Annotated in this window: 16 protein-coding genes and 1 pseudogene; 1 reads left to right on the top strand and 16 read right to left on the bottom strand. The window is 34.8% G+C overall.

What is annotated here, in order from left to right; all coding sequences use genetic code 11:
• Positions 1 to 205: 205 nt before the first annotated feature.
• The 4 genes and pseudogenes from CDO51_RS14660 to CDO51_RS07535 all read right to left on the bottom strand — a co-directional run.
• Positions 206 to 941: pseudogene (locus tag CDO51_RS14660) on the bottom strand (transposase); the annotation flags it as partial.
• Positions 942 to 1,054: 113 nt separating this feature from the next.
• A complete protein-coding gene (gene spoVT, locus CDO51_RS07545; RefSeq protein WP_089023684.1) occupies positions 1,055 to 1,609 on the bottom strand; it encodes a stage V sporulation protein T in 555 nt (184 codons plus the stop codon).
• Between the two features lie 106 nt (positions 1,610 to 1,715).
• The gene (gene mfd, locus CDO51_RS07540; protein WP_158212378.1) at positions 1,716 to 5,297 is read right to left on the bottom strand and encodes a transcription-repair coupling factor; all 3,582 of its coding nucleotides are present in this window, start codon (positions 5,295 to 5,297) and stop codon (positions 1,716 to 1,718) included.
• Positions 5,298 to 5,381: 84 nt separating this feature from the next.
• Positions 5,382 to 5,786 (bottom strand): hypothetical protein, encoded by a 405-nt coding sequence (locus CDO51_RS07535; RefSeq protein ID WP_089023682.1) that lies wholly within the window; start codon positions 5,784 to 5,786, stop codon positions 5,382 to 5,384.
• A 128-nt stretch (positions 5,787 to 5,914) separates the two neighbouring features.
• Between CDO51_RS07535 and CDO51_RS07530 the strand changes: the two genes are divergently transcribed.
• Positions 5,915 to 6,460 (top strand): manganese efflux pump MntP, encoded by a 546-nt coding sequence (locus CDO51_RS07530; RefSeq protein WP_089023681.1) that lies wholly within the window; start codon positions 5,915 to 5,917, stop codon positions 6,458 to 6,460.
• Between the two features lie 40 nt (positions 6,461 to 6,500).
• On the opposite strand, the gene CDO51_RS07525 is transcribed toward CDO51_RS07530, so the two are convergent.
• From CDO51_RS07525 to CDO51_RS07470, 12 genes are all read right to left on the bottom strand, one after another.
• On the bottom strand, positions 6,501 to 8,054 hold the full coding sequence (locus tag CDO51_RS07525) for an AbgT family transporter (RefSeq protein ID WP_089023680.1): 1,554 nt from the start codon (positions 8,052 to 8,054) through the stop codon (positions 6,501 to 6,503).
• Between the two features lie 104 nt (positions 8,055 to 8,158).
• Entirely contained in the window at positions 8,159 to 8,722 is a 564-nt protein-coding gene (pth, locus tag CDO51_RS07520) for an aminoacyl-tRNA hydrolase (RefSeq protein ID WP_089023679.1), read from the bottom strand.
• A gap of 71 nt (positions 8,723 to 8,793) precedes the next feature.
• On the bottom strand, positions 8,794 to 9,411 hold the full coding sequence (locus tag CDO51_RS07515; RefSeq protein WP_089023678.1) for a 50S ribosomal protein L25: 618 nt from the start codon (positions 9,409 to 9,411) through the stop codon (positions 8,794 to 8,796).
• A gap of 97 nt (positions 9,412 to 9,508) precedes the next feature.
• Entirely contained in the window at positions 9,509 to 10,456 is a 948-nt protein-coding gene (locus tag CDO51_RS07510) for a ribose-phosphate diphosphokinase (RefSeq protein ID WP_089023677.1), read from the bottom strand.
• Positions 10,457 to 10,470: 14 nt separating this feature from the next.
• The gene (gene glmU, locus CDO51_RS07505; RefSeq protein ID WP_089023676.1) at positions 10,471 to 11,847 is read right to left on the bottom strand and encodes a bifunctional UDP-N-acetylglucosamine diphosphorylase/glucosamine-1-phosphate N-acetyltransferase GlmU; all 1,377 of its coding nucleotides are present in this window, start codon (positions 11,845 to 11,847) and stop codon (positions 10,471 to 10,473) included.
• Positions 11,848 to 11,949: 102 nt separating this feature from the next.
• Positions 11,950 to 12,198, bottom strand: a complete 249-nt coding sequence (gene spoVG / locus CDO51_RS07500) for a septation regulator SpoVG (protein ID WP_089023675.1) — start codon at positions 12,196 to 12,198, stop codon at positions 11,950 to 11,952.
• Positions 12,199 to 12,263: 65 nt separating this feature from the next.
• Positions 12,264 to 13,100: a pur operon repressor gene (gene purR / locus CDO51_RS07495; protein WP_089023674.1), complete on the bottom strand. Its 837-nt coding sequence runs from the start codon at positions 13,098 to 13,100 to the stop codon at positions 12,264 to 12,266.
• 21 nt (positions 13,101 to 13,121) lie between these two features.
• Complete coding sequence (locus CDO51_RS07490; protein WP_158212377.1) at positions 13,122 to 13,904, bottom strand: nucleotidyltransferase family protein; 783 nt, start codon at positions 13,902 to 13,904, stop codon at positions 13,122 to 13,124.
• 1 nt (position 13,905) lies between these two features.
• Positions 13,906 to 14,793, bottom strand: coding sequence for a 4-(cytidine 5'-diphospho)-2-C-methyl-D-erythritol kinase (gene ispE, locus CDO51_RS07485; protein WP_158212376.1), 888 nt, complete (start codon positions 14,791 to 14,793; stop codon positions 13,906 to 13,908).
• Positions 14,794 to 14,832: 39 nt separating this feature from the next.
• The gene (cphA, locus tag CDO51_RS07480; protein ID WP_089023671.1) at positions 14,833 to 17,514 is read right to left on the bottom strand and encodes a cyanophycin synthetase; all 2,682 of its coding nucleotides are present in this window, start codon (positions 17,512 to 17,514) and stop codon (positions 14,833 to 14,835) included.
• A complete protein-coding gene (locus tag CDO51_RS07475; protein WP_089023670.1) occupies positions 17,514 to 18,332 on the bottom strand; it encodes a cyanophycinase in 819 nt (272 codons plus the stop codon). The genes cphA and CDO51_RS07475 overlap by 1 nt, the downstream gene beginning before the upstream one ends.
• Positions 18,333 to 18,441: 109 nt before the next feature.
• A complete protein-coding gene (locus tag CDO51_RS07470) occupies positions 18,442 to 19,482 on the bottom strand; it encodes a nicotinate phosphoribosyltransferase (protein WP_089023669.1) in 1,041 nt (346 codons plus the stop codon).
• Between the last annotated feature and the right edge of the window lie 32 nt (positions 19,483 to 19,514).

Below are 19,514 nucleotides of genomic sequence, written 5' to 3'. Positions count from 1 at the left end.
TTGATTTCTATTTGCACTTTCAATAAATGCCATCGCCATTAACTCTTTTACTATAATAAATTCGAAAGCGATGGCTGATACCATCTTTTTTGAAATTTTTTCTGCTTAATTGTTAGACAATCTGGCGTACCGTTCGGTACTTGGCGGTTCAATGATCCTGAGTGCAGTACCTCGTACCTTTGGATATGTCATCATATCCAATTATTCTAAAATATCCATTCGGAGTTTGAGGACGTTTATAAGGCATTACAAGATGAACATCTTCTTCTAAAAGAAAGTTCGTAATCGTAGGTGTTTTGTAACCGGCATCCACGACTACTATCTCGAGCTTTTTAACTAGTTCTTTAATATTGTTAAACACATCAAAAAATACTTGACTGTCATGTACATTTGTAGCTTCTACAATACTACCTAATACAAAACCTTTCTTGTCGCAAGCAGTATGCCAGTTGTAAGCAAATAATCGTTAGCGCTCATTCTTAACAAGTAACCACTTTCCGAAACTGTTGTGCTTACTTTTCCGGATTTCTGTCGACCTATGTTTATTTCTTGATCTAATTTTCCCTGATATGCTCTGGTTTCAGTGCGAACTTTTTTTAAACCTACGTTCATAGTTCTTTTCAAATCTTGAAAAGTGGGGTACCGGATCATATAAACCTAAGCCTAAAAACCAACGGTACGCTACATTGGTTTCAATCTCTTTTATGGTCTGTCTCATAGATTTATCCAAAACAGATAATGATTTAACACTATTTTTATTAAAACCACTGGATCTATGCTTGGACGACCTATGTCTTTCGAATAATGATCTTAAACTAAATCATAGATGAATCAAATCAATAGCTTCATCTATTTTCTAACCAAGGATCTTTAGGCACCAAATCGTCCAGCATTACTATTTCTGCTGCTTTTCGCTTTTCTCTTTCTTGCTTGTTTAGCACCTTTATCACGTCGGATTATTTTTCCGAAATTACTATTCTACAAAAAAAGCTTGTCGACCTGCCTAAATTAATAGACTTTGTCGACAAGCTAAGGGGAGTGCAACTGCACTCCCTTATTGTTCCATTTGTTTAGCAAGAAATCCTGCTGCAGTTTCTGCTATTTTCAACTCTAAATCAGTCATCGTCTTTTCTTTTTCTTTAGTACCAATTAAAACTGAACCAATAGCATCCCCTTGAGCTATTATTGGAGCTACAACTTCAGATTTGAACTTACTTTTCTGGTCATCATCAGCCTCTTGGTAATAAGGATGCTGTTCAGGATCTTCGATTTTAAGTGCCTGTCGCTCTTCCATTGCTCTTTCCACTGCTGGAGATAGAGGTTTGTTTAAAAATTCTTTTTTAGGAGTACCTGCTACAGCTATCACCATATCTCGATCAGATATACAAGCAATATGTCCAGTACTTTCGTAGATGGAATCCACATATTCGTCAGCAAATTCACCTAGCTCACCTATTGGAGAATATTTTTTTAGTATAACTTCACCTTCTCTGTCTACAAAGATCTCAAGTGGATCGCCTTCCCTAATCCTAAGAGTCCGTCTAATTTCTTTTGGTATAACTACGCGCCCTAGATCATCTATTCTTCGGACAATGCCAGTGGCTTTCAAATTTAAACCTCCTTTTTCAATGCATTGTGTCTTAACTTTAGTATTAATTTCTTTGGAGAGTTTTATACAAGAAAGTCATTTTCCACCACTAGACCAAAATATATCATCATTCAGACAAGAGTTGTTGTAAAGAATTCAACACATCTTCTACTAGTGACAACAATTTATCCTCATTTAAATTCTTAACATTAATCTTCAAAGATATATTTTCAGAGTACGATGCAACCGTGATCTTTCCAGGGAATTTTTGTGTTAATTGTAATAACTTTTCTCCACTGACCTTGTTATCTGGGTCAAAATGTACTATAATCCAATGACCTGATTTGCTTACTAAATTTATACCAGCATTTTTTGCGACAACTTTAATTCTAGAAATTTGAATTAAGTTTATAACTGCTTGAGGTAAAGGACCAAACCTATCTTTCAATTCTTCTTTTAAATCTTCAGATTCTTGATAAGAGTTGATTCCCCCAACTTTTTTGTAAATTGCAATTTTTTGTTCGTGATCAGAAATATAAGAAGCTGGTATATAAGCATTTATATTAAGCTCGACTTTAATTACATCATTTAAATCTTTTTGTCCCTCAATTTCTTTAGTTTCATCAATATTATTTCCTTCTTGAAGCTCATTTACAGCATCTTTTAACATTTTAGTGTACATATCAAACCCAACAGCCATAATAAATCCATGTTGTTCTGGACCTAAAATATTTCCGGCTCCTCTTATTTCTAAATCTCTTAGTGCAAGCTTAAAACCTGCGCCCAATTCTGTAAATTCCTTTATTGCCTTTAGCCTTTTTTCAGCATCTTGCGTCAATACTTTATCTTTTTGATAAGTCAAGTAAGCATAGGCCATCCTATTAGATCTGCCGACTCGTCCCCTTAATTGATAAAGTTGGCTGAGGCCCATTTTATCAGCCTGGTTTATGATGATAGTATTTACATTTTGTATATCTAATCCAGCTTCTACTATAGAAGTAGCCACCAAAACATCCTTTTCACCGTTTAAAAACTCTAGCATAACTTTCTCTAATTGCTTTTCAGCCATCTGACCATGCCCTACACCCACCCGAGCTTCAGGCACTAATCGCGAAATTTCCTTTGCTATAGTATTAATTCCCTGTATTCTATTATTTACTACATAAACCTGACCACCTCTATTTAATTCACGAGTAATAGCTTCTCGTATCAATTGCGGAGAGTACTCCATTACATATGTTTGAACTGGATACCGACCCTCCGGAGGTGTTTCAATAACACTTAAATCTCTTACACCCACCAAAGACATGTGTAATGTCCTAGGTATTGGCGTTGCTGTCATTGTTAAAACATCGACATTTTTCTTCAATAATTTAATTTTTTCTTTATGTTGAACTCCGAATCGTTGTTCTTCATCTATTATCAATAACCCTAAATCTTTAAACTTCATGTCTTTACTTAGTAATTTGTGAGTTCCAATTAATATTTCTGCATTCCCATCTTTAATTTCTTTTTTCACACTGTCCTGTTCTTTTTTAGTGCTAAATCTACTGAGTACTCTAACATCAATGGGATAAGGTGCAAATCTTTCTTTAAAGGTTTGATAGTGTTGTTGTGCAAGAATGGTAGTGGGCACAAGAACACAAACTTGTTTCCCTTCCATAACAACCTTAAAAGCTCCTCGCATGGCAACTTCCGTCTTTCCATAACCAACGTCTCCACAAAGTAATCTGTCCATCACTTTTTCTGACTCTAAGTCCTTTTTAATATCAGATACAGCCTTTTCTTGGTCAGGTGTTAATTCATGAGGAAAGTAATCTTCAAATTCCTTTTGCCAGGGAGTGTCTTCACTAAAAGCATACCCTTTTTTAGAAGATCTTTCAGCGTATAGCTTGATTAAATCTTGGGCAAGTTCTTTCACTGACGACTTAACTTTTTGCTTTACTTTTTTCCATTCGTTACTTCCCAAGGAATATAATTTTGGAGATTTACCCTCTTTTCCTACATATTTTTGAATCTCATTAATCTGATCAGTAGGTACATATAAACTATCATCACCAGCATACTTAATATGCAAATAATCTCTATACAAACCATTCACTTCTAAAGTCTTAATACCTAAGTATTTACCTATACCGTGTTTTTCATGGACAACGTAATCTTCTACTTTTAACTCTCTGTAATCTGAGACCTTAACAGTGTTTTTATTATCTTGGTTTTGAGCACCTCTTCGTCGGCTAATCTTTTTTTGGTGTTCTCCCCATAATTCTTTAAAAGTTATTACAGCTAATTTACTTTCTTGCAATATAAAACCAGTAGAAAGTTCTCCCACTGTGATAATAACCTGTCCACTATTAGATGCATCCAATGTTTTTTCTAACGCAATATTTGCCCCTATCTCTTCTTCTTTTAAGTTATCTCTAAGGGTTTTTGCACGTTCAGGAGAAGGTGTGAATAGAACAATTTGATATCCATCCTGTACCCATTGAGATAGTTCTTTTATAAAGAAGTTCCACTGTCCATAAAATTGTGTCATAGGTTTTACTGGTACAGTGAAAGTCTCGTTTACTTTTCCAAAAGGTAATTGCCTTAAAAAGTTAGCTGAATAAATAGTATTTTTTTTGGTCTCTGTTAACATATCTTGAATGGAGTAGAACAGATCACTTTCAGATGGTAATATTTTACCTTCCTCTACTAAAGACTCAGATAACTCAGTAGTTTCATTAGCATAGAAATCCGCACTTTCTTGTATCCGGTGAGGTTCATCTACCCATAATAAAGAGTCGTTTGATAAGTAATCTGTCAATATTCCATAATTATTAGGATAAAAAAACCTTAAATATCTATGAAATTGTGGGTCCGAGATACCATTTCTTATAGCTTCTAGATCCCTAACTACTCTATCTTGTAAATTTTGCGCTTGTTGTTCTAGCCCACCCTTAATAAGTCTTCCTTTCTGTCTATTGAGTTCTTTTTCAATATTATTAGTTGCTTCATCTATATCGATTGTTTCATCAATCACTAGCTGCCCCGCAGGTTCAACTGATAAATGTTGAAATTCTTCTAACGATCTTTGTGTAGCTAGATCAAAGCTACGAATAGACTCTATTTCATCATCGAAAAATTCAATTCGTATAGGAAAGTCAGATGTCATAGGATAAATATCTAATATTCCGCCTCTATGACTAAAATGTCCTTTTTGTTCTACCATAGACACATTTTCATAACCCATAGCTAATAGTTTTTCGAGTATAAAAGTTGGCGAGACAGTATCACCAACTTTTATACTCAGTTTTGTTTTGAAAACTTTGTTAGCCGGTGACATTTTTTCTTGAGCTGCTTTTAAAGGAAATACATATATAGCTGGTTTTTTATTTAATAAGGCTTTCATAGTCCTTGAACGCTGAATATTAACATCTTTACTATGCCAAGTTAGTTCAAAAGGATAGACTTGATGGTCAGAGTAATAAAAAACTTCTTCGTGTTTTAAGAGATTTTTTAAGTCCCCATATAGTTGTTCCCCACGCGAATTATTATATGTCAGTACAACAACTGGATTGTCAATTTTTTTAAATGTTCCAGCTATTAATAGAGCTGTCTCACTTCCAGACAAACCAGAAACAAGTCTGTTATCTCTTAACTTATTTTGATCAGGTAAAATCTTTTGAAATATTTTATTTTCTTTGATTAACTGTGTTAAAAAACTCATTACTTTCCCCCCACCACAATGGCGCATATTTTAACTTAATTTTATTACACTTCTAAAAAATTATATTCTTAACATTATTTTGTGTCAACTATTTTTAGTTTGAGAAACTTTGATGATAAAAAAATTCCATGAAATATGGGCTAAAACACTAACACCTATTCCTATAATTAAATAGTCTGTCACTATATATACTAGTACAGTTATAAAGCCAAAAAAAGTGTGTCCTGCAAGGGAGCTTAATGCGCCCCCAAGTGACCTTAAAAAAATATAATCCCTTATAGCTTCAATGACCCCTATACCGACATGTGTTAATAAAATTGGTGTATTAAATATAATAGCCATTGTAGTTTTAGTACTTTCTTCAATCAAAGGTGCTAAAAATTCGATTAAAAAAATTTTTTCCTTATTAACTACACTAAATTTCAATACAAATTTATTATAAAAATAGATTACAAAAAATGATACTATAATTGACTTAAAAAAGTTCACTTAAACACCCCTGAGTATATTATTTAATATAATTTAGTAATATATTCTTATCTAATTAAATATAAAGTCTCTAAGTTTGGGCATACTATTAGTAAATATATTAGCTCAAAATTAGCAGGAGGTCAGAAATGCCTAATTTATTAGTAACCACATTTATAGCAATGGCTATTGCCTCAGATGCTTTTTCAGTATCTCTAGGTATAGGTACAAAATCAATAAGTTACTCACGAGTTGGAATCGTTTCTATAACTGTAGCTACTTTTCACGTTATTATGCCCTTGATTGGGCTTTATCTTGGAGATTTTATGGCTGGCTATTTAGAAGAGATAGGAGAAATTTTAGGTGGTGCCCTGTTATTGTTTATTGGCTATCGTATGATTCGTGAGCATTTCAATACGGAAGAAGAAGAGTCTACAATGGACTTTACTAAAGGTACTGGTCTATTGATTTTCGCAGTATCTGTAAGTATTGATGCTTTAACGGCTGGTTTTACTCTAGGTCTTGCAGGGGCAGCATCTATTGTGACTGCAATTATATTTGGGGTTGTAGCTTTAGTAATGACGGGTTTAGGTTTATTCTTAGGACAACATCTACAAGGAATTTTGAAAGGTAAGGGAGAGTTAATAGGTGGATCTTTAATCATCTTAATTGGCCTTTACTTTATAATATTCTAAACAACTACAGGGACTTCTATACGAAGTCCCTGTAGTTGTTTTAATAGAAGACAGTTCCACCTGGCCCAATTGGTAATCCAAGTACAAACCAAACTACTAACATTAAAGTCCAAGCAATTAAAAATGCCACAGAATACGGAAGCATAGTTGAAATTAGTGTACCAATTCCAACCTTTGGATCATATTTTTTAGCAAAAGCTATAATTACAGCGAAATAAGGCATAAGTGGTGAAATGATGTTTGTAACAGAATCACCAATTCTGTAAGCCATTTGAGTAAACTCTGGAGAATAACCTAAATACATCAACATAGGAACAAATACCGGAGCCATGATTGCCCATTTAGCAGAAGCACTTCCTACGAATAAGTTTATAAGTCCAGCTACTACAACAAAAGCCACAATTAGAGGTAAACCTGTAAAGCCAACGACCTCTAAAAACTCTGCCCCAGCAACGGCTAAAATAGTACCGATATTAGACCATTCAAAATATGCGACAAACTGCCCTGCTGCAAAGGCAAGAGCTATATAACCACCCATATCAGACATTGAATCCGACATGTATTTGGCTACATCGCCACTTCCTTTAATGCTCTTCGCACTAAGACCATAAGCAATTCCTGGAAATAAAAATAAGATTGCTATTATTGGTACCATTCCACCCATAAAAGCTGCATCTGCAGTTAAAAGCTCGCCATCTGCATCCCTTAAAATAGCATCAGACGGAACAGTCCAATATAGGAAGACTGTTACTGCTATAAGCAATGCTATAATTGCTGAACGTAAACCTTTTTTCTCAGTTCCAGTTAGTTCTTGTAAGTCTTCCTTATAATCACCTGTATATTCACCAAATCTTGGTGCAACCACTAACTCAGTAACAAGTGTACCAACAATAGTTACTACAAATGTTGATATAAACATAAAGAAGTAGTTAACCGAAGGAGCCACTGAATATCCTTCTTCAACGAATTCAGCTGCTTCTGCAGTTATACCTGCAAGCATTGGATCTAATGTTCCAAGAACTATATTTGCACTAAATCCACCAGAAACACCAGCAAATGCTGCTGCAAGACCTACTAGTGGGTGACGCCCTTTAGCTGCAAATATGATTGCACCTAGGGGGACTAAAACCACATAGCCAGCATCAGAAGCAACGTTTGATAAAATACCTACAAACACTACAGCAGCAGTTAATAACTTAGTAGGGGCGTTTAAAATTAGACTTTTCAATACAGAACTTATTAGTCCAGACTTATCTGCTACCCCCACACCAAGCATTGCCACCAAAACAACACCGAGTGGGGCGAATCCTGTGAAATTATCTACGGCCTCTGAAAACACTCTTTGAATACCTTCTTCAGAGAGTAAATTAAAAGCCTCGACAGTTTCACCTGTTCCAGGGTGCTCAACTTCAACTCCCGCAGCTGCAACTACCGCTGACGCAACTAAAGCTAGCCCAGCAAGAATGAAGAATAAAATAATGGGATGCGGTAATTTGTTACCTACATTTTCTATAAAATTCAGAATTTTATCAATGATGCCACTTTTTTCTGGATTTTGAGGCGCTTGCGGTGAGCTCGTTTCACTTTTACTCATTGCTTCTCCTCCCTCCAAATGATAAAAATTTTATTTGTATACATTATTTATTAAACCAAAGTAATATTCCTGTGTCAACTTACAATTGATACCAAAAAAAATATTTATTTACTGTTTACTTGGTTCATCGCTATATTGATGCCATGTTCTACGAATAGCTCGACTGTTCTTGCAGCTTCATTTAGTTGGGATTCAACTATTTTATACTGCTCCTTTGTAAAATTACCCATAACATAAGAAGCTGGATTCTCTCCTGAATGTGGACGTCCAATGCCACATCGTAGTCTAGAAAAACTCTTATCTCCAAGATTTTCAACTATAGACTTCAAACCATTATGCCCACCTGTACCACCAGTTGGACGCAACTTTAGTTCTCCAAGTTGTAGATCCATATCATCATATATAACTAGAATGTCCTCGTTTTTAATGTTAAAATAATCTTGCCATAACTTAACAGCATGCCCACTTCTATTCATATATGTTAATGGCTTAACCGCAATTAACTTCTCACCATTTAAAAATATCTCATTCCAGAAAGATTGAAATTTGAGTTTTGTGATGGAAACATTGCGGTCCTCTCCTAGTCTATCAACAGCCATAAAACCGATATTGTGTCTATTCCATTGATATTTTTTTCCTGGATTGCCTAGTCCGACTATTAATTTCATGTAATCCCTCCTACAAGTATTCAAAATTAAAGGGCGCAACCTAAAATTGCGCCCTTCCTTTCAAAATATTATTATTCAGAACCTTCTTCCTCGTCTTCTTCAGCTTCTTCTGATTCTTCATCAGTAGATTCTTCTTCAGGAGCTACTACTGACATAATAGTTTCATCAGGATGAGTGATAAGCTCTGATCCTTCTGGTAAAGGAAGGTCTCCTACATTTATGCTTCCGTTCAAATCAACTTCACTTACATCTACTACAATATCATCTGGAATTTGGGTAGGAAGACATTCAATCTCTACTTCTCTTAGCTGATATTGTGCAACCCCACCAGCTTCTACACCTTTAGGTTCTCCTTCAATGTTAATAGGTACATTGACCTGAATCTTTTCTTTTAAGTCAATAGTATGGAAATCAACGTGTAAGTAAAATCCTTTAATCGGATCTTTTTGGATTTCTTTGAAAACGACAGGATAAGTTTCACCATTGTCTAATTTCAGATCAAGCAAAACATTATCTCCAGCTGCGGTGGATAATGCATCAAATAGTTCTCTTCTGTTAACCTGGATTTTTGTGCTACCTGTTTCTCTTCCATATAGCACACCTGGAATTTGATCCTGTTCTCGTAACTTTTTCACTTCACTTTTTCTTGTCACTTCTCTCACTTTTACAGCAAGTTCTTTCCTTTCCATCTATAATACCCCTTTCTGTGTTTACCCTATTAATTATCTATTTCAAAAACATACCAGCACTAGTATATCTATTTTTAGATATTTAGTCAAACATATCTTATTGTTCAAACAATTTACTAACAGACATTCGATTATGAACTCTAAGGATAGCTTCTCCAATTAATGGAGCTACAGATAATACCTTTATTTTGTCTAACTGTTTTTCTTTAGGAAGTGGAATACTATTAGTTACCACAATTTCTTCAATTGGAGCTTTAGCTAACCTTTCGACAGCTGGGCCACTTAATACTGGATGAGTACAACATGCATAAACCTTATTAGCTCCATGTTCTAAAAGTGCTTCTGATGCAAGAGCCATAGTCCCTGCGGTATCGATTATGTCATCAATCATGATTGCAGTTCTATTTTCAACTTCTCCCACTACATTCATTATTTCTGCTACGTTTGCATCAGGGCGCCTCTTATCTATAATAGCTATTGGACAATTTAGGACTTCTGCTAATGCCCTTGCTCGTGGTACACCGCCCATATCCGGCGAAACAACAACCAAGTCATCCATTCCTTTTTCTTTAAAGTAATCACCTAAAATAGGTCCTCCAAGTAGGTGGTCAACAGGTATATCAAAAAAACCTTGTATTTGTTGAGCATGGAGGTCCATAGTAATCACTCTATCTGCTCCAGCAGTTTCTAATAAATCTGCAAGTAATTTGGCTGTTATTGGATCACGTGCACGAGCTTTTCGATCCTTTCTAGCGTAACCATAGTAAGGAACAACTACATTTATGTTTTGAGCCGAAGCCCGTTTAAAAGCATCTAACATTATTAATAATTCCATAACATTTTCATTAGAAGGATAACATATTGGTTGAACTACAAAAACGTCTGAACCTCTAACACTTTCTTCAATAATAACATCAATTTCACCATCACTAAACCGAACCGGTTTTGCTTGCCCCATATCCACTCCTAAATATTCAGTGATTTCTTTAGTAAGTGCTGGGTTTGCATTTCCAGTGAAAATTTTAATACTTCCTGTTTCAGCCATAATTATACCTCCCATTAGTTTGTTCGATTATTTTTTACCCAATCTTCTTTGATGGTTTGTCTTGACCGGGCAATAGCTAAACTTTCCTTTGGAACTTCATCAGTAATAGTACTTCCGGCAGCTACGAAAGCGTTTTCTTTAATAGTTACTGGTGCAACTAAGTTAGAATTACAACCAATAAATGCTCCATCATTAATTGTAGTACGATGTTTTTTTTCACCATCGTAGTTTACAATTATACTACCAGCTCCTAAATTAACTTTCTTACCAATATCAGCATCACCTATATACGCTAAATGATTGGCTTTACTACCTTCTCTAAGAGTTGAGTTTTTAATCTCTACAAAGTTTCCAACCTTAACATTTCGATATAATACTGAACCAGGCCTAATTTGAGCATAAGGGCCAATGTTAACATTACTATGAATTTCACTATCTATAATCTTAGATTTTTCAATTGAACATGACTCTTTTATTATAGAATTAGAAATATCAGTTTCTGGCCCTATTGTACAAAACGAGGAAATTTGTGAATTATTCCGAAGAATAGTGTTTGGATAAATAACAGAATCTTGACCTATAGTAACTTCTGGATCTATATAAGTTCTATCCGAATCAACAATAGTAACACCTTGTTGCATATGAAATTCATTAATTTCTTTACGCATGAGTCTTTCTGCATGAGATAGGTCAACACGATCATTTATCCCCATAGTTCTATAAGCGTTTTCTATCTGAAATCCTAATACTTGTTTTCCTTGATTATATAAATTTTCTATAACATCAGTTAAATAATACTCTCCTTGATTATTACCAGTACCTAATCCATCTAAGGCAGTAAATAATTCTGCAGTATTAAATAACATAATCCCTGTATTTATCTCAGAAATACCCTTTTGTTGACTATTAGCATCTGCTTCCTCTACTATTTTTTTTATTTTATTTGACTCAGCTCTAATTATTCTACCATACCCAGTAGGGTCTTTTTCTTCAACTGTTAAAACAGTGCATACAGAGTTATTTTTATTGTGATAATTAATAATTGCTTCTAGCTCTTCTTCTGTTATCATAGGAGTATCCCCTAATAAAATCAGGGTATTCTTTTTAAAATTATTATTTTTTGTACATAAAACAGCATGCCCGGTACCTAATTGTTTTTCTTGTACCGTTGTAGTAACATCTTTATAATTAAAATTTTCTTTAAGAAATTGTTCAACCTGATTTTTACCATGACCAACAACTACTTTTTGATCAGCAGTAACTTTTCGAGCAACTGAAAGTATATACCACAACATAGGTTTATTACAAACATTATGAAGCACTTTTGGGGTTTCAGACTTCATCCTTGTTCCCTTACCCGCAGCTAAAATAATTGCACTCACAGCAGTCACCCAATCCCTCCATCCTAACTATGTTCTTGATTATTATATCATAAGTGTACTGTAACCAAAAGAGGAGCTGATATCAGCTCCTCGCTAGCTAATTATTTCAACTTATCCCTGATAGGCTTCTAATATTTTTGATTGTATTTTTTGCCTTAATTCGTTATTCGTAGGATGTACTATGTCCTTGTATTCATCATTTTTAGTCTTTCTACTAGGCATTGCTACAAATAAACCATTCTTGCCTTCTATTATTTTTATTCCATGTATAGCTAAAGAATCTGCAAGAATAATTGACACTAGTGCTTTAACTTTGCCATCTTTTTGCATAGGATAGATTTTAACATCAGAAATCTCCACTGACCCTTTCACCACCTATAATAATAAATTTTAATAACTATTCGACATTTTTTATATAATACCTTTTAATTTCTAATAAATTTTTCAGGTAAATTCATTCGCAAATCAATATCTTTGTATTCTTCATCAATTTTATTAATTATCCCAAAAGATAAGTAGTCTGTAATCAATTTATCTTGAGCTTGTCCCCGTTCTAATAATACGCCTTTACCAACCACCTTACTTTCAAATTCTTTCGTTAAATTCTTCAAGCCTTTTAGTGTTCCACCTTGTTTCATAAAATCATCGATAAGCAACACTCTACTATTCTTTTCAATGGCCCGTGTAGGAAGTGACATAGTTTGAATTTTATTACTAGAACCGGAAATATAATTAATAGAAATAACAGCACCCTCTGTCACTCGACTATTATTTCTAGCTATAGCTAAAGGGATCCCTAGATAATCTGCTGTAACACCTGCTAATAAAATACCCTTTGTTTCAATTGTTAAAACAATATCTGGTTGATCATTTATAAAGTATCCCGCAAAGATTCCCCCTACCTTTTTAAGCAAGTCAGGATCAGAGACTATATCACTCATGTACAAATATCCACCAGGTAAAATACGTTTTTGGTCTGTTAATCTATTTTCTAATTCGGAGAGAGTATTTGCTATAGTTTCACTTGACTGTCTTGGTATAAATTTAATTCCACCATGCTTTCCTGCAAGAGTATACAATGTTCCTTCACCTGATTCTTCTAAGTAGTTCTTTATTTGGGCCAAGTCCTCACTAATAGTTGATTTAGCTGCACCAAGGTTGTCTACGAAATACTTCAATGAAATGGTTTTACCTGGATTAGACATAAGCTTTTGTGTCATAAAAAATATTCTTTTCGTCTTTGATTGCTTTATACTTGTCATTTTGCCACCTCTTTCATCTAGCTAAACACAAGCTTCGTCAGAAATGATTTCCTGAGCAAGTTTCAAATCACTAATTTTATCAATATCTATACCTAACTCTGGATGTGTAGAAACTATAACTTTTACTTTAATATTTAAAATCTGAGAAATTTTTTGTTCAGCCTGATTTAATGATAACTTTCCTAATAAAAATTGGGTTAAAAAGCCAACACCAAAGTTCATAGCTAATCGAAATGGGTTTTTCCTTTGTCCTATTAATCTATCTACTGATTCATAACAAGGTCTAATTTTTTGAGGATTTAAATAAAATATATTTCCTCCAGTAAAATTACCATCTATTAAGTTTACATAAGTTCTTTCAACACCAGGAAATCTCAGATTATTCTGTTCTTTTGGAATAACAGGATAAAATAAATCAAATTTATTATTACAGGAACGGACAAAATCATCTATTGCTTTTGAAGTAATTAGTGGAATATCAGAGGTTACTACCAAAATATTTTCTGTTGCGTTAATTTTTTGTATTCCTTTTATTACATTATCTAATACTTTTCCTGACTCATGTTCCTCTACTACAGTACCAGTAAAATTAGAAAGACAATTATTTAAACTATCTACTGGTCCTACAACTACAATTTCTTTTACATACTCCGATTCTTCTAGAGCTGAAATAATGTAACGAATCATTGGTTTTCCATTAATCTCAAGAAAGGCTTTATTAGTCACATATTCAGATGTACTTGAAATTAATGCTATCTCTTTTGAAGATTCGGAGCTTCCTGCAAGCACTACACATTTCACCATATCAATGCTCCTTTCCCACGCCCTTGTCGCGTGGTGTCGTGAGAAATATCTCGTGTTCAGGCATTTCCTTAAGTAAGCTTTTTTTAACATTATATGCATCTAAATAACTTTCGAACACACCAAAAATAGTTGGACCACTTCCACTCATTCTTACAGTTAAAGCACCAAAGTCTAATAGACGCTTAGTTAAATCTAACAATTCAGGGTGCCACCCGAAAACGACATTCTCCATTTTATTATACATGTTTTCTATAACTTTATACAGACTCCCTTTTGACAAGGCTGAAATAATTTTGTCAGCTCTAGAATCCGCTTCATCAGTTGGGTTAACCGCTTTATATACTTGTCCTGTACTAACACCAAACGGTGGTTTTACAAGTAGAATATAGCACTGTGGAAGAGTTGAAGCATTAGTCAACTTTTCACCACGTCCTTCAGCCAAGCTTGTTCCCCCTAATAAACAGAAAGGTACATCAGAACCAATTTCAGAGGCTAGATAAGCTAATTGTTCTTGTTTTATCTGAAGTTCTAATAATTCTGCTATCCCCCAAATGGTAGCAGCAGCATCACTACTACCACCCGCTAATCCTGCAGCTACAGGAATCTCTTTGTCAACTACAATCTTTAGTGGTGGTATTTGATAGTATTCTTGTAATAACCTAATTGACTTAATAATAAGATTATCGTCATTTTCAGGAATATCAGCATTTATAACTTCTAATTGCACATCCTCTAAACTTTTATCCACTGATATGGTTAGTCTATCACAAAGAGAAACTGTTTGCATAACCATTTTCACTTCATGATACCCATCAAATCTTTTTTCTAACACATCTAAGTATAGGTTGATTTTAGCAGGAGCCTCTACCTTAATAGTTTTATCCCTCACCCTAAACACCTCTTTATATACTTTTGTTCTATCATAACATTAACTAGACGAGGGTAAAACCTTTTTATATTCTTCCTTGTTCGAGTATACTTGATCTATCGGTACTGGAGTTGGTTCAATTCCTAATTCTTTGGCAGCTTCAAAAAAACTATCCAACTTTTCATAAAAAACTACAACCAATTCTTGCTCGCTAGCCTCCTGCACGGCTTTCTTAATAGCTTCTGTTTCACATAATTTTTTCTCAATTAATAACTCTTCTGACATTTCAGTTTCAAGAGAAGTTACTAGTAAGTCTGCCACTTCACCTGCTTTCCTTCCTCGAAGGTCTTCGTCCTCCTTTACTATCACTTTTTTTAAACAATCTCTATAACCTTTTACAACTTCTCCAGTTTCTTTTATTAAATCATTATTTCTGTCTCCAGGTACTCCTACTACACTTACCAACCTGTCTTTAGATATATTTTTGGCTAAATTCATGACTTTTTCTATCCCTGCAGGGTTATGACCGTAGTCAACAAGAATCAGTTTGTTCTCACATCTAAAAATATTGCATCTCCCCGGAGTGTTATCATAAGACGGGGATAATTCTTGTAAGTACTCATAAGCATCTTGCGATTTCAAACCAAAACCTATCACACTTGCTAGAGAAGCTAAAGCATTTTCAACATTATGCTCGGCTATTCCTCCAAGAGTTAAAGGTAATTCTTCTAATTTTCCAAGTCGATTTTCAACATTACCGTAAGCAAATATAATGTCCCCATTCTTGATAAATAAGGCTTTTCCGCCAATACTTAAATGTTTTCTAATATAATAGTTGTTCGATTCCTTAGAAAAGAAAATTACTTCAGCACGAGCTCTTTCTAGAAAATGCTTCACGTATTTGTCATCGGCATTTAAAATTACTTTACCTTCTTTTTCTACAGCTTCTACTACAAGGCTTTTTACATATATTAAATCATTAATAGTTTCAATTCCGTCTTGTCCAATATGATCCGAGTCTATATTAGTTACTATTGCTACTTTTGCATCTAAATAACCTAAACCTTCTCTTGCTAATCCTCCTCGAGCAGTTTCAAATACACAGGCCTCAACTTGAGGATCTTTTAAAATAGTTTTAGCACTTTTAGGTCCAGTTGTATCTCCAGAAATTATCTGTTTTCCGTTAATGTAGATTCCTTCAGTAGTTGTTGTACCAACTTTTTTCCCTGCACTTCTTAAAATATAATCTATTGCCCTAACAGTTGTTGTTTTACCATTAGTACCGGTCACTGAAATAATAGGAGCTCTAACATCTTTTTGATCAGGAAAAAGGTGATCAATAATATACTTCCCTGTAGGACGTGGTTTACCTTCAGTGGGATGTTCATGCATTCTTATTCCAGGGGCTGCATTAATCTCAATTATTGCACTGTTCTCGGACTCCATTGGTTTAGAAATATCTTTCGTAACTAAATCAACACCACCAATATCAAGCCCTATAACTTTTACCGCTCTAATCGCAGTTTCTTTAGTCTCTTCAGGAATTATATCTGTTACATCTATACTCGTACCACCAGTACTCAAATTAGCACTCTCTCTAAGATACACTGTTTCTTCTAGTTTTGGAACATAATTCATTGTCATGTTATTTCGAGCTAAAACCATATTCACTACAGGATCTAATTGGATTTTTGATAATGGTTTTTCATGACCAGCTCCCCGTAAAGGATTTCTATTTTCTAGATCCACAAGTTCTCTGATAGAATGCTCTCCGTCACCTATAACATGGGCTGGAATTCTTTGAGCTCCTGCTACTAACTTATCTCCTACTACTAGCAACCTGTAATGCTTTCCTTCTATGTGTTGTTCTACTATAACTTCATCTCCATATCCTAATGCAACTTTAAAAGCAGTTCTTGCTTCTTTCTCAGTTGTAATATTTAGAGTAACTCCTTTACCTTGATTCCCATCTCTAGGCTTAATAACTGTTGGGTATCCTATTTCTTCACATACCTTAACAGCTTCATCTTCTTCCCTCGCTACTTTTCCATATGGTACTGGAATTCCTAAATCGTCTAAAACTTTATTAGTTTGAGTTTTATCACAAGCAACATCAACTCCAATAACAGAAGATTTATCTGTCACAGTTGCTTGAATTCTTTTTTGGTATATACCAGTTCCTAATTGGTACATACTAGCATCGTCTAAACTTATGTAAGGAATATTTTTCTCTTTAGCAGCATTTAAAATCGCTTCTGTACTAGGACCTAGTTTTGTTTCATTTACTTCTTCTTTTATTTCACATATGATCTTTTCAATCTCAATCTTTTCTCCATTAATCATTTTTTCTACTACTTCTACTGCACACCGAAGCGCTAATTCTGCTCCAGCTTCATTCACTTGTTCTATAACCACTTTATATACCCCAGGTTCATCACCTCTACGCGTTGTACCATAATATGTCCCTATACCTGCTAAATTCATTAATTCTAAAGTTACATGTTCTACAATATGACCTGCTAATGTTCCTTCTCTTACACGCTCTAAAAAGCCACCAGGATAACCTCTAGAGCATCTATGCTCTCGTATATCAGGCAATATCTCTTTTAATCTATTATGTATCCATAAAAACTGATCTGATGTAACATCCTTTAATTCACCAAGGTGTAAATTAGCTATTAATACAGGATGGTGACTATAAATATTTTTTCCCTGTATTTTTTTAACACTTCTAATTTCCATTATCCTTCCTCCTTATTTAGAAGTGATTTCCGATGATATAAGTCAAATGAATAGTTTGCTGGTAACACATGAAGTGTCAAATTAGTTAAAGCTAACGGTTGGTTATCTGCTTCTTCTGATACATTTGTATTAGCGATAGTTTGACCATCGATTACAGTTACAGTTCCACTTCCCTCAACACTCATTTGACTTTTATCATTCACTACTACAGCTGTATCCTCATCAATCCCTAAACCAATTATAAATGGGTTTTGTGCTACAGCTGATAATAAGCGTCCTATTCGACCTCGTTGTGCAAAATGTTGATCTATAGCAGCTTCTTTTAAAAAACCTAATCCATGAGATAATGCAACAGAATTTTTTGCAGGGGAAGTTTCATCTATACCTTCTACAATCATAGTATCTGTAATAGCAGCCGCACCTGCACTGGTGCCTGCAATAACGGTTCCGGATCTATAACACTCATGAAGGACACCATCAAACTTTGTTCCTCCTAATATACTTGTAATTCTTAACTGATCACCACCAGTAAAAAATACACCTGTAAACTTGTTTAATTTTTCACTTATATCAGGTGAATTTGCATGTTCTCTTGTCTGTATATCTAGCACTTCAACTTTTGATGCACCTAGGTCATAAAATATATCTTGGTACTGTAAGCCAGCTTCTTGAGGATATAATGTTGCAGTCGGGATCACTGCTATCTCACTATCTTTACCACCAGCAAGATCAACTATTTTTTTAAGAATCAAGCAGTCCTCTTCCTTATCTTCATTACCTCCAATTATAACTAAATTACCTACTGACTTTTCTCCCATGCAAAAATTCCTCCTATCTTTAATCACATATAGATATTTTTTCCAAATAAGTTGGGTTCTATACAAAAACAAAAAAAGGCACTCCTACTAGGAGTGCCCAATTAAGTATTTATTTATAACGTATGATTCTATCAGTTTTTGAAAGCCCGGGGATCCTACCTCTCTTGGCTACAGGTTCGCCTTCAACTTCTTTAATATCCATTGTCATATCATTAGCTCTTGATCCTGCAATATAACTTCCTACCCCAAAAGCATCAACGCCTTCATCTTTTAATTCTGTTATTCGTTCAGGTGTAATACCACCTGAAGCCAGTATGTTAACATGTGAATAACCTTCCTGGTTAAGGCGCGCTCGTACTTCACGTACTAAGCCTGACGTTACACCACCTCGTTCTGAAGGGGTATCTAATCTTACACCATTTAAGTTTTCTGATAATGATCTAGCTAACCTTAAAGATTCTTCGGCTTCATCTTTAAATGTATCAACTAACACAATACGTGGATCACCACTCGGCATAGATTCATGATAAGCCCTAGCAACTTTCAAAGTATCCCCGACTATCAAGAACACTGCATGTGGTACTGTACCTGTAGGTTGTTTTCCCATAAGTTTTGCACCAAGTATACAACTACAACCATCAAATCCAGCTACCAGTGCTGATCTTTCCATCACAGGAGCTACAGCTGGGTGGAGATGTCTAGCTCCAAAACAAATCAACTTTTTATCAGGACCCGCAGCGTCGCGACATTCTTTCGCTGCTTTAGCCCAGCCAGCTGAAGATGCTAATATCCCTAATAAAGGCGTTTCGTAAATTCCTACTTGGCTATAAGGACCTGTTATTCTCATTACAGCCTCTTTAGCTTCAAAGGATTCTCCTTCAGGCAAAGCCCATACCTTCAGATTATTGTCATCAGCCAACAGCCCCATAGCTTCCTCTGTCCCAGCCATTAATCCAGGCTTAGATGCAAAGATTTCAACAGTAACCTCTTTATCTACTAAATCCATGTAATTGAGAATTTCTTGGGTCCGTACAAAATATATATCTGTGGTACCACCTTTTAGTATCTCATCATGATTTGCTGAGTAAAGCCGTCGGTCGCTGTTTATACTCCAATTATTAACATTGTTCAATGAATTCATTCTCTCCATCTACTCAACCCCTTTCCAAAAACTTTAACTTA

It is taken from the genome of Natranaerobius trueperi (assembly GCF_002216005.1).
GTDB lineage: Bacteria > Bacillota > Natranaerobiia > Natranaerobiales > Natranaerobiaceae > Natranaerobius_A > Natranaerobius_A trueperi.
This window is presented reverse-complemented; position numbering and strand designations above follow the sequence as displayed.

Coding starts and splice junctions, on each gene's coding strand:
- mfd (WP_158212378.1), bottom strand. CDS start 5,297: ATGAGTTTTTTAACACAGTTAATCAAAGAAAATAAAATATTTCAAAAG.
- CDO51_RS07530 (WP_089023681.1), top strand. CDS start 5,915: ATGCCTAATTTATTAGTAACCACATTTATAGCAATGGCTATTGCCTCA.
- CDO51_RS07525 (WP_089023680.1), bottom strand. CDS start 8,054: ATGAGTAAAAGTGAAACGAGCTCACCGCAAGCGCCTCAAAATCCAGAA.
- pth (WP_089023679.1), bottom strand. CDS start 8,722: ATGAAATTAATAGTCGGACTAGGCAATCCAGGAAAAAAATATCAATGG.
- CDO51_RS07515 (WP_089023678.1), bottom strand. CDS start 9,411: ATGGAAAGGAAAGAACTTGCTGTAAAAGTGAGAGAAGTGACAAGAAAA.
- CDO51_RS07510 (WP_089023677.1), bottom strand. CDS start 10,456: ATGGCTGAAACAGGAAGTATTAAAATTTTCACTGGAAATGCAAACCCA.
- purR (WP_089023674.1), bottom strand. CDS start 13,100: ATGACAAGTATAAAGCAATCAAAGACGAAAAGAATATTTTTTATGACA.
- CDO51_RS07490 (WP_158212377.1), bottom strand. CDS start 13,904: ATGGTGAAATGTGTAGTGCTTGCAGGAAGCTCCGAATCTTCAAAAGAG.
- cphA (WP_089023671.1), bottom strand. CDS start 17,514: ATGGAAATTAGAAGTGTTAAAAAAATACAGGGAAAAAATATTTATAGT.
- CDO51_RS07475 (WP_089023670.1), bottom strand. CDS start 18,332: ATGGGAGAAAAGTCAGTAGGTAATTTAGTTATAATTGGAGGTAATGAA.
- CDO51_RS07470 (WP_089023669.1), bottom strand. CDS start 19,482: ATGGAGAGAATGAATTCATTGAACAATGTTAATAATTGGAGTATAAAC.